The 13153-nt window shown below is 63.1% G+C and carries 13 protein-coding genes; 5 read left to right on the forward strand and 8 right to left on the reverse strand.

The genetic code is table 11. The features are described 5' to 3' along the window. Positions 1–53: 53 nt before the first annotated feature. Positions 54–740 carry a Crp/Fnr family transcriptional regulator gene (locus tag CIB54_RS10805; protein WP_101219762.1) on the forward strand — a complete coding sequence of 229 codons (687 nt, stop codon included), beginning with the start codon at positions 54–56 and terminating at the stop codon, positions 738–740. On the opposite strand, the gene uraH is transcribed toward CIB54_RS10805, so the two are convergent. Next, positions 735–1145 (reverse strand): hydroxyisourate hydrolase, encoded by a 411-nt coding sequence (gene uraH / locus CIB54_RS10810; RefSeq protein WP_065949981.1) that lies wholly within the window; start codon positions 1143–1145, stop codon positions 735–737. The genes CIB54_RS10805 and uraH overlap by 6 nt on opposite strands. 29 nt (positions 1146–1174) lie before the next feature. Then, positions 1175–1648, reverse strand: coding sequence for a GlcG/HbpS family heme-binding protein (locus tag CIB54_RS10815; protein WP_057725353.1), 474 nt, complete (start codon positions 1646–1648; stop codon positions 1175–1177). A gap of 100 nt (positions 1649–1748) precedes the next feature. Here CIB54_RS10815 and CIB54_RS10820 point away from each other — a divergent pair, with 100 nt between their 5' ends. Further along, complete coding sequence (locus tag CIB54_RS10820) at positions 1749–2114, forward strand: response regulator (protein WP_065949982.1); 366 nt, start codon at positions 1749–1751, stop codon at positions 2112–2114. Positions 2115–2229: 115 nt separating this feature from the next. Here CIB54_RS10820 and CIB54_RS10825 read toward each other — a convergent pair whose 3' ends face one another. Next, on the reverse strand, positions 2230–3234 hold the full coding sequence (locus tag CIB54_RS10825; protein ID WP_101219763.1) for an AraC family transcriptional regulator: 1005 nt from the start codon (positions 3232–3234) through the stop codon (positions 2230–2232). 101 nt (positions 3235–3335) lie between these two features. Between CIB54_RS10825 and CIB54_RS10830 the strand changes: the two genes are divergently transcribed. After that, positions 3336–4406, forward strand: coding sequence for a fatty acid desaturase (locus tag CIB54_RS10830; protein ID WP_101219764.1), 1071 nt, complete (start codon positions 3336–3338; stop codon positions 4404–4406). Here CIB54_RS10830 and CIB54_RS10835 read toward each other — a convergent pair. Beyond that, entirely contained in the window at positions 4393–5208 is an 816-nt protein-coding gene (locus tag CIB54_RS10835) for an ABC transporter ATP-binding protein (protein ID WP_101219765.1), read from the reverse strand. The two genes, CIB54_RS10830 and CIB54_RS10835, sit on opposite strands and share 14 nt — an antisense overlap. Further along, positions 5205–6779, reverse strand: coding sequence for an ABC transporter permease (locus tag CIB54_RS10840; protein WP_101219766.1), 1575 nt, complete (start codon positions 6777–6779; stop codon positions 5205–5207). The genes CIB54_RS10835 and CIB54_RS10840 overlap by 4 nt, the downstream gene beginning before the upstream one ends. A gap of 278 nt (positions 6780–7057) precedes the next feature. Between CIB54_RS10840 and CIB54_RS10845 the strand changes: the two genes are divergently transcribed. Beyond that, positions 7058–8059: an ABC transporter substrate-binding protein gene (locus CIB54_RS10845; protein WP_065884686.1), complete on the forward strand. Its 1002-nt coding sequence runs from the start codon at positions 7058–7060 to the stop codon at positions 8057–8059. Positions 8060–8164: 105 nt separating this feature from the next. Here the strand turns inward: CIB54_RS10845 and CIB54_RS10850 are convergent, their stop codons facing one another. Continuing rightward, a complete protein-coding gene (locus CIB54_RS10850) occupies positions 8165–9085 on the reverse strand; it encodes a LysR family transcriptional regulator (RefSeq protein ID WP_101219767.1) in 921 nt (306 codons plus the stop codon). Between the two features lie 181 nt (positions 9086–9266). On the opposite strand from CIB54_RS10850, the gene CIB54_RS10855 reads away from it, so the two are divergent. Further along, the gene (locus tag CIB54_RS10855; RefSeq protein WP_065884684.1) at positions 9267–10172 is read left to right on the forward strand and encodes a TauD/TfdA dioxygenase family protein; all 906 of its coding nucleotides are present in this window, start codon (positions 9267–9269) and stop codon (positions 10170–10172) included. Between the two features lie 119 nt (positions 10173–10291). Here the strand turns inward: CIB54_RS10855 and CIB54_RS10860 are convergent, their stop codons facing one another. Together CIB54_RS10860 and CIB54_RS10865 are read right to left on the reverse strand one after the other, a co-directional pair. After that, positions 10292–11899 (reverse strand): alkaline phosphatase family protein, encoded by a 1608-nt coding sequence (locus tag CIB54_RS10860; RefSeq protein ID WP_101219768.1) that lies wholly within the window; start codon positions 11897–11899, stop codon positions 10292–10294. A gap of 183 nt (positions 11900–12082) precedes the next feature. Beyond that, entirely contained in the window at positions 12083–13027 is a 945-nt protein-coding gene (locus CIB54_RS10865; protein WP_101219769.1) for a LysR family transcriptional regulator, read from the reverse strand. Positions 13028–13153 lie beyond the last annotated feature (126 nt).

Below are 13153 nucleotides of genomic sequence, written 5' to 3' on the forward strand. Positions count from 1 at the left end.
GCCCTGTCAGTAGGCGCCTAACTGTCAACTGGGCGACAATCTTCGGAGTTCCCATGGACACAGGCAAATGGCACGCGCATCTGCTCAGCGGCCACTGGTTTGGCCATCTGCCAGCAGACCTGCAGCATAGCCTGCTGGCGGCGGCGCGGGTGCGCACGCTGACGGCGGGGCAGTTTCTGTTCAAGCGCGGCGATCCGCCATGTGGCCTGTATGCGGTGCTGGAAGGGGCGGTGCGCATCAGCGCGGTGAATGCCCAGGGCAAGGAAGCGGTGCTGAGCCTGGTGGAGACGCCTTACTGGTTCGGCGAGATCTGCCTGTTCGACAACCTGCCGCGCACCCACGATGCGCTCGCCACGGGCCCTTGCACGCTGGCGCAGGTGCCGCAGGCGGCGATGCTCGGCATGCTCGAGCGGCATCCGGCGTATTGGCGCGATGTGGCCCTGTTGATGAGCCACAAGCTGCGCCTGTCGTTGATCAATATCGAACAGATGAGCCTGATGCCCGCGTCGGCGCGGCTGGCCCATCGGCTGCTGATGATTGCGCAAGGCTACGGTGAGCGAACGCAAGCACGCCGGGTGTTGCAACTGCCGCAGGAGGACCTGGCGGCGATGCTCGGCCTGTCGCGTCAGACCACCAACAGCCTGCTCAGGGCGCTGGAGCAACAGGGCGTCCTCGGCCTGAGCTACGGGGCCATCGAGATTCTCGACCTCAATGGCCTGCGGCTGGCTGCCGGCCTATGAACCGCGATAGGTGGAGAAGCCGTAAGGGCTGAGCAGCAGCGGGATGTGGTAGTGCTGGTCGGCCTGCTTGACCTGGAAAATCACCGGCACTTCGGGGAAGAAGGTTTCGCGGTTGGCTTTCTTGTAATAGTCGCCAGTCTTGAACACCACGCGGTACTCGCCCGGTTTCATGCTGCGATCAGCGGGAAACAGTTCGGCGATGCGCCCCTGTTCATTGGTCACGCCCCGGGACAGCGATTGCCATTGGTCGCCCACGTGTTCTTCCAGGGTGACGTTGACGCCGGCGCTGGGCAGGCCGTTTTCCAGGTTGAGCACATGCACGCTCAGCGGGTTGCCGGCGGCCATGGCCAGGGTGCACAGGCCGCTCAGGCTGAGGGCTGCGAGGGTCATGCTGAGGGTTTTCATCGTGAAGTCCTTTTTTGACAGAGGTGGTATCAAGGGGTGATTTTCAGGCCCAGTTGCTCGGCCGCCTGTACCGCGCAGGCTTCGTCCTGCGCGGCGCCGCCGGCACCGGCAATACCCAGCGCGCCGACCAGCTCGGCATCGGCAAACAGCGGCACGCCACCGCCGAGCAACAGCAACTCGGGCAAGCTGTTAAGGTTGGCGGCCTCGGGGTTGTTGCGTGCGCGTTCGGCGAACAGTCGGGTCGGGGTTTTGCTCGACAACGCCGTGTAGGCCTTGCGCTGGCTGGCGAGGCTGTTGTGTGGGCCGACGCCGTCGGCGCGCAGGCTCAGCAACAGGTTGCCGCCACGGTCGAGTACGGTCAGCGCGGCGGTGCAGTGCGCCAGGCCGGCATCGGCCAATTGGCGCGCGGTACGCAGATCCAGCTCGGCGTGGCGTGGCAGTTGCGGCGTGGCCTGGGCGGCAGTCGCCACGGCGAGGCTCAGGAACAAGGCAGTGCGAAACATGGTGAGGGCTCCAGATGGCAGGCCGTCACGGTAGCCAGTGGACGTGGTCAAAAGCCGCACAATTTGATGACAGGTTTGTAATCAAACCCAGAGGTAAGGCATGCAGGTGTTGTTAGTGGAAGACCAGCCGCAACTGGCGCAACGCATGGCCCAGGGCCTGAGCGAAGCGGGTTTCGGCGTGGAAGTCGCGGCCAACGGCATGGCGGCGCAGCGCTTTGTGGAAAGCACCGAGTACGACCTGGTGATCCTGGACGTGATGCTGCCGGGCCTGAATGCGTGGAAGTTGCAGCAGGCGATTCGCCAGCGAGGAGAAACGCCCGTGCTGTTCCTGACCACGCCGGATGGCATTGAAGATCGGCTGCGAGGGTTGGAATTGCATGAGGATGATTACTTGCTCAAGCCGTTTGACGCCAAGGCGTTGGTGGCGCGGGTGAGGAAATTGTTGCGGCGTGATCGGGGGCGGTGATTGCCAGTGACACCGCTATCGGGGGCAAGCCCCCTCCCACATTTGAACTGTGAATACCTTCAAGTGTGGGAGGGGGCTTGCCCCCGATGAGGCCCTCAAAAACACCCCCATTCACCTAGCGCAACCCCTCCCTGAACTGCCCCGGCGTCATCCCCGTCCAGCGCTTGAACGCCCGGTTGAAACTGCTGGTATCGGCAAACCCCAGCAAATGACTGATCTCGGCCAATGAACACTGCGGGTCGCGCAGGTGCAACAGCGCCAGGTTCTGCCGGCATTCATTGAGCAACGCATCAAACCGACACCCTTCATCCGCCAGGTGCCGCTGCAGGCTGCGCAGACTCAAATGCAACGCCTGGGCGATCCGCTCCGCGCCGGGTTCGCCGTCGGGCAGTTGCGCCTCGATGGCGGCGCGCACCTTGCGCTCCCAGGTCAGCGGTTGCAGTTGCGCCAGGGTGCGCTTGAGCACGGTTTCATTGTGTTCGGCCAACTCCGGGTTGGCATCGTCCAGGTGGCTGTCGAAGTCGCGGGCGGCGAACTCCAGGCGGTCTTCCTCGGCGCCAAAGAACACTGGCGCACGAAACACCGTGTGCCAGGGCGCGGGGTCGGCCGGCGCCGGGCGCCGCAGGTAAACCGCCAGCGGTGCGTAGTCGCGCCCCAGGCGGTTGCGGCAGGTCCGCACATAGATCGCCGCAAATGCATCGATGGCTTCCAGCGCCGGTGCCGGGCTGCCTTCGGGTTGCAGCAGGCGAAAACGGTAGCAGTCGCCGTGTCGGCTCAACTCCAGGCTCAGCGCATCACTGACCACCTGGTGATAGCGCACGATTCGTTCGAACACTTCGCGCAAACTGCCGCTGGCCACCAGCGCATAACCCAACGCATGAAAGGTGGTGGGGCTGACAAACCGCGACACCCGCAAACCAATCGCCGGATCGCCACTGGCTCGCACCGCCAGTGCCCACAGGCGTGTGGTGGCCGACAACGGGTAGCGTGCGTTCGGGTCGTCCATCAGCAGCGGGTCGAGCCCGGCCTCAAGGCACAGCGCGGCGCTGTCCAGGCCCAGGGCATCGAGTTGTTTGCGCAGGGCGCGGGTCCAGCTGGCGAGGGAGGTGGGTTCAGTCATGGCGATTGGCGCTTGCGGTCAACAGGTTGGCGTGCGGAGCTAGCGGCCTGCGCCAGGGTTGGGTGCAGGATGCAGGCATCACTCCACAAGAGAATGGAAGCATGGACGGTACTTGTGCAAGTCCCCAGCAGATGAACGCGCAACAGCGTTCGGCGCATATCCGCGAGGTGGTGCTGGCCGAGGGCGCGCGCCTGCGCCGACGGCACCCCTGGCTGCTGCATCAGGATGCGCTGGGCGCGGGCATCCTGGCGCTCGCGTTGGTCGGCATGATCGGTTCGGCGGCGCTGTATATCAGCGGTCACATGGCCTGGTGGGTGTGCCTGCTGCTCAATGCCTTCTTCGCCTCACTCACCCATGAGCTGGAGCACGACCTGATCCACAGCATGTACTTTCGCAAGCAGCGCGTGCCCCACAACCTGATGATGGGCCTGGTGTGGCTAGCGCGGCCGAGCACGATCAACCCGTGGATTCGCCGGCACCTGCACCTCAATCATCACAAGGTCTCCGGCACCGAGGCCGACATGGAAGAGCGTGCGATCACCAACGGCGAGCCCTGGGGCATCGCGCGGTTGCTGATGGTGGGGGACAACATGATGTCGGCCATGATCCGCCTGCTGCGCGCCAGGACCTGGCCGCACCGGTTCAGCATCCTCAAGCGGGTGCTGCTGGTGTACGCACCGCTGGCGCTGCTGCATTGGGGCGCGTGGTACATATTCCTCGGCTTTCATGCCGCCAACGGCATCGCCGGCCTGATAGGCGCGCCTATCGACTGGTCAGCCGGGACGCTGCAGATGATGCAGGTGATCGATATCGCGGCGGTGGTGATCATCGGCCCCAACGTGCTGCGCACCTTTTGCCTGCACTTCGTCAGTTCCAACATGCATTACTACGGCGATGTGGAGCCGGGCAATGTGATCCAGCAGACCCAGGTGCTCAACCCCTGGTGGATGTGGCCGTTGCAGGCGTTCTGTTTCAATTTCGGCAGCACCCACGGCATCCACCATTTTGTGGTGAAGGAGCCGTTCTATATCCGCCAGATGACGGTCAGGGTGGCGCATAAGGTCATGGCCGAGATGGGCGTGCGCTTCAATGATTTCGGCACCTTTGCGCGGGCCAATCGGTTTGAACGCGAGGAGCAACCGGACAGCGAACTCGCGTTCAGCAAGCAATGAACGCCAGCGGCAGGTCGCGAATCTGTTCGCGCACCGGCGGCTGGTAGTGATCGTTGCTGATCAGTTCATGCAGCAGTTCTTCGCGCAATTGGTGGAATTCAAAGCTGCTGCGCTGGCGCGGGTGGGGCAGGGCGATCTCGACCACCTGCTTGATCCGCCCGGGCCGGGGCTCCATCACCACCACGCGGTCGGCGAGGAAGATCGCCTCTTCCACATCGTGGGTCACCAGCACCGTGGTGATTTTGGCGCGGGCGCGAATCGCCAGCAGTTCGTCCTGCATCTGCTGGCGGGTCAGCGCATCCAGTGCGCCGAACGGCTCGTCCAGCAGCAGAATCCGTGGGCTGGCCACCAGGCCACGGGCGATCGCTACCCGTTGCGCCATACCGCCGGACAGTTGGTGGGGATAGGCGCGGGTGAAGTCGGTGAGGCCCACCAGTTCGATAAAGTCGCCAATGCGTCGGCTGCGCTCGGCCTCGCTCAAGGGCTCATTGACCAGGCCCAGGCCGATGTTCTGCGCCACCGTCAGCCAGGGGAACAAGCGGTGTTCCTGGAACACGATGCCGCGTTCGCTGCCGATGCCGCTCACGGCTTTGCCATCGACCTGAATCTGCCCGCGAAACTGCGTATCCAGCCCCACCAGCAAGCGTAAAAGCGTGGACTTGCCGCAGCCGCTCGAACCGACAATTGCCACAAATTCGCCCTCGGCAATCTCCAGGTTGAATTCGCGGATGGCTTCCAGCTCGACGCCATCCACATCGAAGGACTTGCCCACATGGTTGAAGCTGACAATCGGTGCGTTCATGCGTGTCTCCAGCCGGTGACGCGGCTTTCAAGGCGTTGGCCGATAAGGTTGAGGGTGGCGCCGGTGAGGCCGACCAGCAGCATGCCGCTCATGATCAAATCCATGCGCAGCAACTGCTGGGCGCCGATCATGAGGCTGCCGATGCCGCCATTGGACGGCATGAAGTATTCCGCGCCGATGGTGCCCAGCCAGGCGTAGATCAGGCTCAGGCGCAGCCCGGCGAAAATGCCCGGCGCGGCACCGGGCAGTATCAGGCGGCGCAGCCGCTGGAACAGGTTCAGGCGCAGCACCTGCGCGGCTTCGTTCAGTTGCGGTGACAGGTTCAACACGCTGCGCTGGGTGGCGATAAACAGCGGGAAAAACGCCGCCAGGCCAATGAACACCCACTTGGCCAATTCCCCCAGGCCAAACCAGGCCGTGAGCAACGGCACCCAGGCAAAGATTGCGATCTGGCGCAAAGCCGCCAGGGTAGGGCCGAGCACCCGCTCGCTGCGCGGTGACAAGCCCAGCCATAAGCCGATGGCAAACCCCAGGCTGGCGCCCAATGCCAGGCCACCCAGGGTGCGCCCCAGGCTTTTGCCCAGCGCGCCCGACAGCGTGCCATCCACGACGCCCGTGGCGGTGGTCTGCAGCACAGTCCATGGGCTCACCAGGATATTCGCGTCGACCCAGCCCTGCTGCGTCGCCACTTGCCACAGCGCCAGCAACCCCAGCGGCAGCAGCCACGGCTGCAGGCGCTGCCAACCCTGGTAACGCGGGCCGCGCCGGATGTGCGCGGTGGCCGGATGCGGCCAGTGCACCCATTTGCGGTCCAGCCAGCCGACGCCACGGTCCATCACCACGCCCAGCACGCCGATGACCACGATGCACACAAAGACAATATCGAGCATGAACAACTGGCGTGCCCACACCATCAGGTAGCCGATGCCTTCACTGGAGGCCAGCAACTCCACCGCCAGCAGCGACGTCCAACCGGCCGCCAGGGCCAGGCGCACACCGGCCATGAACGCCGGCAGTGCGGCGGGCAGGATCAGTCGGCGGATCAGCAGGTGGGTGGGCAGGCGCAGCACGCGGGCAGCTTCGCGCAACTGCGGCTGGGCATCGCGCACGCCGACCAGCGTATGCAAGGTCACGGGTACCACGATGGCCTTGACCAGCACCACCAGTTTCAGGGTTTCGCCGATGCCGAAAAACACCATGAACAACGGGATCCACGCCAGGGTCGGCACTTGCGCCAGCGCGCTGAACGTGGGAAACACCAGGCGCTCGGCGCGCGCATTGAAGCCCAGCCAGGCGCCGAGCAACGCACCGGCGCCGATGCCCGCCAGCAAGCCCCAGAACAAGCGCTGCACACTGATCGCCAGATGGCTCCATAGCTCGCCGCCCGCCAGTTCCACGGCGCTGCTCCACACCAGTGCAGGCGGCGGCAGGATTTGTTCGCTCATCCACTGATGACGGCTGGCCAGCCACCACAAGGCTAATAGCGTCAGCGGTAACAGCCAGGGGCTGAGCGCCGGCCAGCGCAGTGTGGGGGTGGTCAGAGGCGGGCTTAACCGTGCGGTCCGGGCCATCGGGGACCTTCCTTTCGTTATGTGATTCCGATCTTATAAAAACGTAATCAAGATGATTGTGCGATAAGAGAGTCCATTTAAAGCCCGTGCCCGGCACGCATCCAATGCATTCGGAGAATATTTTCGATGCTGTTTATGCATAGCCCGCTGCAGCCTGCGGTTTGTCTCGCATAGTTCAAAAGGTTATTAAATTGTGAATTTATAGTATTTAAAGTTTCTATCTGCCTATGTCTACTTTCAGCTCCCCAGGCGACCGTCGCCCACCAGGAGCTGCCCTTATGAAACTGCCCTTCAAACGTCTGATCACGCTGTTCGCCGCTACCGCGCTGGCGGGTCTGGTGCAGGCCGCCGAGCTCAAGGAAATCCGCATTGCCGTGCCAGACCTCAGCGCCGGGAGCCAACACAGCGGCGGCGGCATCACCGATGTATTGCGCCAACAGCAGATCTTCGAAAAGGCCTTTGCCGACCAGGGCATCACGATTCAATGGAATTACTTCAAGGGCGCGGGCCCGGTGATCAATGAAGCCTTCGCCAATGGCCAGGTGGACCTCGCTTATCTCGGCGACCTGGCGGCCATCATCGGCCGTTCCAATGGGCTGGATACCCGCCTGCTCAGCGCTACCGCGCGTGACATCAAGCAGTACCTGGGCGTGGTGCCGGGCTCGGGCATCAAGACCCTGCACGACCTCAAGGGCAAGCGCGTCGCGGTGTTTCGCGGCACGGCCAGCCAATTGTCATTCGACAGCGCATTGGCCAGCCAGGGCCTGAGTGAAAAGGACCTGAAAGTCATCAACCTGGATTACAACGCTGCCGGTGCGGCGTTGGCCGCCAAGCAGATCGACGCGACCTGGGGCGGCTCCAACCTCACGGCGCTGCAAGCCAAGGGGCTGGCCGAGATCGCCCTGACCACCAAGGACCTGAACGGCGCCGGCAGCATCCAGGCGGTATTGGTGGGTAGCAAACAGTTTGTCGACGGGCATCCCGACGCGGTGGCCAAGTTGCTCAAGGCCCAGCAGCAGGCGGTGCAATGGTTGACCGATGACAACAACAAACAGGCCTACATCGAGCTGGTGTCGGGGCTGGCCAGTTATCCGCCAGTGATCCTGAGCAATGATTTGAAGGACCAGCAGCTCAGCCAGATTTTCCCGGCGACGCTGGACCCGGTGTTCCTGGGCAAATTGCAGGATGCGGTGGATCTGGCTTCCAGGGAGAAGTTGATTCGCCGCTCGTTTCAGGTGAGTGATTGGGTGGCGCCTGGGTTGGCGGCGGCGGGGCTTTGAGTCTGGTGGTGCCTGGGCTATAGCTATCGGGGGCAAGCCCCCTCCCACACTTTGAAGGTATTCACAGTTCAAATGTGGGAGGGGGCTTGCCCCCGATGAGGCCGTTCAGACCGCCACACTCACCTCCTGCCTGTCGACCTCCACCAACACCTCAATCATCGCTTTAGCCGCCGGCGACAACCGCGCCCCCGTGCGGCTGACGATTCCGCACCGCGCACTCAGGGTCTCCATGTTCTGCGGCAGATTGCGCCAGTGCAGCAGCACCAGCGCGCCGCTGGCGATGTCCTCGGCGAACGCTTCCTCGGTGCCCACGCCGATGGCGTTGGACTGCAGCACGATTTTCACCAGCGCCGGGAAGTGTTCGGTCTGGATGCTCGGCGAAAAATCCATGCGCCCGCTCAGGTTTGCCAGCAGTTTGCGAATGCCCTGGGAGATCAGCGGCGCCGCCAGCGGGTAGTCGAACATGTCATTGGTCGACAGGCTGTCCTTGGCCAGCAGCGGGTGCCCCGGGCGGCAGAAAAACACGCCGCGTTTGGCGGTCAGCGCACGGGTCTGGAAGTTCGGGTCGGCTTCGAACTGGCGGATGTCGGCAATGAAGAATTCGATCTCCTCGCGGCTCAGGGCGCGGCTGAGTTTTTCCCAGTTATCCACCTGGAAACCGGTGCGGATTTTCGGGTGCGCGCCGATAAACCGCGCCACCGCATCCGGCACCAGTTTCACCGCCGGCGCCGGGCCGCAGCCGAAGCGCAGGTCGCCGGCATCGAGTTTGGTCATGCGCGTGACTTCACTGCTCAGCAAGGCGGCGCCGTGCACCAGGCTCAGGGCGTGTTGCAACACCACCTGGCCTTCGGGTGTGGGGCGCAGGTCCTTGTGGCCACGGTCGACCAGCACGCAGCCGAACTCCTGTTCCAGCCCCTGGATACTGCGGCTGAACGCCGGTTGAGTGATGCCCATGGCGTCCGCCGCGCGTACGAAACTGCGGTGTTCGTTGAGGGCAATGAGGTAGCGCAGTTGACGCAGATCCATATGCATTCCCGGCATTTGAAAAATAGGTCGAAGGCATTTGCGAGCGACGGAGCTGAGGTTTTAAATGCAAGCTCTTATTCCGTCAACGAAGCATTAGTTCATTTGCTAGATCTAAAATGCATATGAATAGAGCGTTGCCGGCGAGCGTTCCACCATCCGCAGGCACATGAGGGTCACCACAATGAGCAACGCCGCATTAGCTGTTCAACCCATCGCCCAGGCACTGGACATTCATCCGGTTGCCGGCCGCATCGGCGCCGAGATCCGTGGCATCAAGCTGTCGGGTCATCTCGATGCCGCCACTGTCGACGCCATCCAGCAAGCGCTGGTGCAGTACAAGGTGATCTTCTTTCGCGAACAGTCCCACCTCGACGACCAGAGCCAGGAAGCCTTTGCCCACCTGCTCGGCGAACCGATTGCCCACCCGACCGTGCCGGTGCGTGACGGCACGCGTTTCCTGATGGAGCTGGACGGCACGCGCGGCCAGCGCGCCAACTCCTGGCACACCGACGTGACCTTCGTCGATGCCTACCCCAAAGCTTCGATCCTGCGTTCGGTGCTGGCGCCCGCATCCGGTGGCGACACCGTGTGGGCCAACACCTCGGCGGCCTACAACGACCTCAGCGTCGAGCTGCGCGCCCTGGCGGATAACCTCTGGGCCATCCACAGCAACGAATACGACTACGCCGCGCTCAAGCCGGATGTGGCGGTGGAACGGCTCGAGGAGTACCGCAAGGTGTTCACCTCGACGGTGTATGAAACCGAGCATCCGGTGGTGCGCGTGCACCCGGTCAGCGGTGAGAAAACCCTGCTGCTGGGGCACTTCGTCAAGCGCCTCAAAGGCTATTCCCAGGCCGACTCGACGCAACTGTTCAACCTGTTGCAAAGCCACGTCACCCGCCTGGAAAACACCGTGCGCTGGCGCTGGAACAGCGGCGACGTAGCGATCTGGGACAACCGCGCCACCCAGCATTACGCGGTGGACGACTACGGCACCCAGGAGCGTATCGTGCGCCGGGTGACGCTCAAGGGCGATGTGCCGGTGGGTGTGCACGGACAATCCAGCAAAACCACCAAAGGCCGCTAAGCAAACACAAATCCAAATGTGGGAGGGGGCTTGCCCCCGATAGCTGAGTGTCAGTCAACCTTTCGGTGGCTGACACACCGCCATCGGGGGCAAGCCCCTCCCACAGTGATTTGCATCGTCTACCAGACGCCGATCTGCACCACCTTCTCCGCCTCCGGCTCACCGTAGCGAAACCACTGGCCACGCACTTCGATCTCGGTGTGGCTGATGGTGGTTCGCCGCTTCAACCCGCGCAGCCAGTCGAACAGATAACCCAGGTGCACCTCGCGCACGTCGGCATAGGCCGGGTCGGCGCCCAGGTCGTGTACTTCCTGCGGGTCGTTGTGCAGGTCGAACAGCTGCGGGCGGAAGCCATCATACGCCAGGTATTTCCAGCGCTCGCTGCGCACCATGGTCATGCGGCAACGGTCGATCGGCTGGCCCAGGCGCTCGCGGGCGGGGGCCTGGAAGGCGTAGTCGTACTCGGCAATCGCATAGTCACGCCAAGGCGTCGGTTCACCGTGCAGCAGCGGGATCAGCGAGCGGCCTTCCAGGCGGTGCTCGGCGGCGGGCAGGCCCAGGGCGTCGAGGAAGGTCGGCAGTGCGTCGATGGTCTCTACCAGGCGCGCATCCACCGAGCCACGGCTGATATCGGCACTGGCACGCGGGTCGCGCACGATCAGGGGAATGCCCACGGCAGGTTCGAGCAGGAATTCCTTTTCACCGAGGAAGTGGTCGCCGAGGAAGTCGCCGTGGTCGCTGGTGAACACAATCAGCGTGTCATTCCAGCGCCCGTTGCTTTGCAGGAAATCGAACAGCCGCCCGAGCTGGTCGTCGATCTGTTTGATCAGCCCCATGTAGGTTGGAATCACCGTGAGCCGCACCTCGTCGCGGGAGAAGTTCAGGCTCTCCTGGTGTTGACGAAACGCCTGGTACACCGGGTGATCGCTGGTGTGCGCCGGTTGAATCGGCGCCTGGATATGCTCGGCGCCATACAGCGCGTGGTACGGCGCCGGGGCGATATAGGGCCAGTGCGGCTTGATGTAGGACAGGTGCAGGCACCAGGGTTGTTCGGCCTGCTCCTGGATAAAGTCGATGGCGCGGTCGGTGGTGTAGACGGTTTCCGAGTGCTGCTCGGCAACCCGCGCCGGCAACCCGGCGTTGCGCATGTGCCAGCCGCTGAGCACTTCGCCGTTTTCACCTTGCGCGGCATTGGCCCATTCATGCCACGGGTTGCTGCCGCTGTAGCCCTGCTCGCGCAGGTAATGGGTGTAGGGCGCGGACTCGCGTTTGTCCTCGAACAGCGGGCTGTCGGGGTAGATGCCGTCGTGACGGAAATAGGTGTCGAAGCCCACTTCGTTCAGCGCCTCGGCCTGGGCGCTTTCAGGGTCGATATTCAAGCGCTGCAGGGCGTCCAGGTTTGGCGTGGCGTGGGTCTTGCCCACCAGCGCGGTGCGGATGCCGTGGGGACGCAGGTAGTCGCCGATGGTCAGCTCTTCCAGGGGCAGCGGTACGGCGTTCCACGCCACCTGATGGCTGCTGACATAGCGCCCGGTGTAGGCCGACATCCGCGACGGGCCGCAGATGGTGCCCTGGGTGTAGGCGCGGCTGAAACGCACGCCGGCTGCGGCGAGGCGGTCGATATTCGGGGTGTGCAAGTGGGCGTGGCCGTAGCACGACAGGTAATCGCGGCGCAGTTGGTCGCACATGATGTAGAGCACGTTGCGTACGGGTTGGGGTTGGGACATGGAGGCTCACCGGATGGAAGATAGGTGAGGTTTTTTCGCTGTTTGGGTGGGGCGCTGGCAAGTGCATTTGGGGACTGGGTTTCATGCAGTGAATGCATGGGTGTTGCCATCGGGGGCAAGCCCCCTCCCACACTTCAAATGCCTTCCAAATGTGGGAGGGGGCTTGCCCCCGATGGCGCCGGTTCAGACCGCGATATTCTCAAGCGTACAAATATCTTCATCCAACTCATCTACTTCCTTGATCTGCTCAATCATCGCCTCCGCCAACGGCGACAGCCGATACCCCGCACGGCTGACAATCCCGTAGCGGGTGTAGCGCTCCTCCAGATTTTCATCCAGTCCTTCGATCTTCAAACACACCAACTCGCCCCGGGCCATGTGCAGCACGTCGCTGTTGGCGCTGACGATGCCGATGGCGTCCGAACGCAGTACCACGCCCAGCAGGCTGTAGCCGTTTTCGCATTCGACGTTGGGCTGGTAATCCGGTCGGCCGCTGAGGTCGACGATGACTTTGCGCAGGTTCGGCGGGCGAATGGTCACGGCCAGGGGGTAGCTCATCAGTTCGGCGGGGCTGACGCTGTCGTGGGTGGCGAGGGGGTGCCCGATGCGGCAGCAGAAATACCAGCGGCGCGGGCGCAGGCGGTGGGTGTGGTAGTCGGGGTTGGCTTCGAAGTGGCGGGTGTCGGCGACGAAAAACTCGAACTCTTCACTGAGCAGGCGTTTGCTCAGGCTTTCCCAGTCGTCCACCTGGAACTGTACGCGTGCCTTGGGGTAGCGCCCGATAAAACTGCCGATGGCGCGGGGGATCAAGCCACCGGCCGGCGCCGGGCCGCAACCGAAGCGCAACTCGCCGGCCTCCAGGCCGTTGAACTGGCTGATCTCATTGGCCAGTTGCTGCGCGCCGCTGACCAGGCGCCGGGCATGTTCGAGCAGCACCTGGCCTTGTTTGGTCGGCGCCAGGTCCTTGCGCCCACGGTCGACCAACTGGCAGCCGGTGCTGTGTTCCAGCGCCTGGATGCTGCGGCTGAAGGCCGATTGCGACAGGTTCACCGTCAACGCCGCCGCGACGAAACTGCGCTGTTCGGCGAGGGCGATGAAGTGGCGAAGTTGGCGCAGGTCGATATGCATTTTTCACATCAAAAATATCCGGGAAATGCATTGGCTATGCATTAGGTCGACTCCTTATAAAGGCTATCTCTTATGCAGTAAATGTTCTTAAAACCATAAATAAATAACCTTAAGGAATATGCCTTG

This window comes from Pseudomonas fluorescens (assembly GCF_002837185.1).
GTDB lineage: Bacteria > Pseudomonadota > Gammaproteobacteria > Pseudomonadales > Pseudomonadaceae > Aquipseudomonas > Aquipseudomonas fluorescens_AM.

Excerpts from the sequence above, each read along its gene's own strand:
- CIB54_RS10805 (WP_101219762.1), top strand. The coding sequence starts at position 54 with ATGGACACAGGCAAATGGCACGCGCATCTGCTCAGCGGCCACTGGTTT.
- uraH (WP_065949981.1), bottom strand. The coding sequence starts at position 1,145 with ATGAAAACCCTCAGCATGACCCTCGCAGCCCTCAGCCTGAGCGGCCTG.
- CIB54_RS10815 (WP_057725353.1), bottom strand. The coding sequence starts at position 1,648 with ATGTTTCGCACTGCCTTGTTCCTGAGCCTCGCCGTGGCGACTGCCGCC.
- CIB54_RS10820 (WP_065949982.1), top strand. The coding sequence starts at position 1,749 with ATGCAGGTGTTGTTAGTGGAAGACCAGCCGCAACTGGCGCAACGCATG.
- CIB54_RS10825 (WP_101219763.1), bottom strand. The coding sequence starts at position 3,234 with ATGACTGAACCCACCTCCCTCGCCAGCTGGACCCGCGCCCTGCGCAAA.
- CIB54_RS10830 (WP_101219764.1), top strand. The coding sequence starts at position 3,336 with ATGGACGGTACTTGTGCAAGTCCCCAGCAGATGAACGCGCAACAGCGT.
- CIB54_RS10835 (WP_101219765.1), bottom strand. The coding sequence starts at position 5,208 with ATGAACGCACCGATTGTCAGCTTCAACCATGTGGGCAAGTCCTTCGAT.
- CIB54_RS10840 (WP_101219766.1), bottom strand. The coding sequence starts at position 6,779 with ATGGCCCGGACCGCACGGTTAAGCCCGCCTCTGACCACCCCCACACTG.
- CIB54_RS10845 (WP_065884686.1), top strand. The coding sequence starts at position 7,058 with ATGAAACTGCCCTTCAAACGTCTGATCACGCTGTTCGCCGCTACCGCG.
- CIB54_RS10850 (WP_101219767.1), bottom strand. The coding sequence starts at position 9,085 with ATGGATCTGCGTCAACTGCGCTACCTCATTGCCCTCAACGAACACCGC.
- CIB54_RS10855 (WP_065884684.1), top strand. The coding sequence starts at position 9,267 with ATGAGCAACGCCGCATTAGCTGTTCAACCCATCGCCCAGGCACTGGAC.
- CIB54_RS10860 (WP_101219768.1), bottom strand. The coding sequence starts at position 11,899 with ATGTCCCAACCCCAACCCGTACGCAACGTGCTCTACATCATGTGCGAC.
- CIB54_RS10865 (WP_101219769.1), bottom strand. The coding sequence starts at position 13,027 with ATGCATATCGACCTGCGCCAACTTCGCCACTTCATCGCCCTCGCCGAA.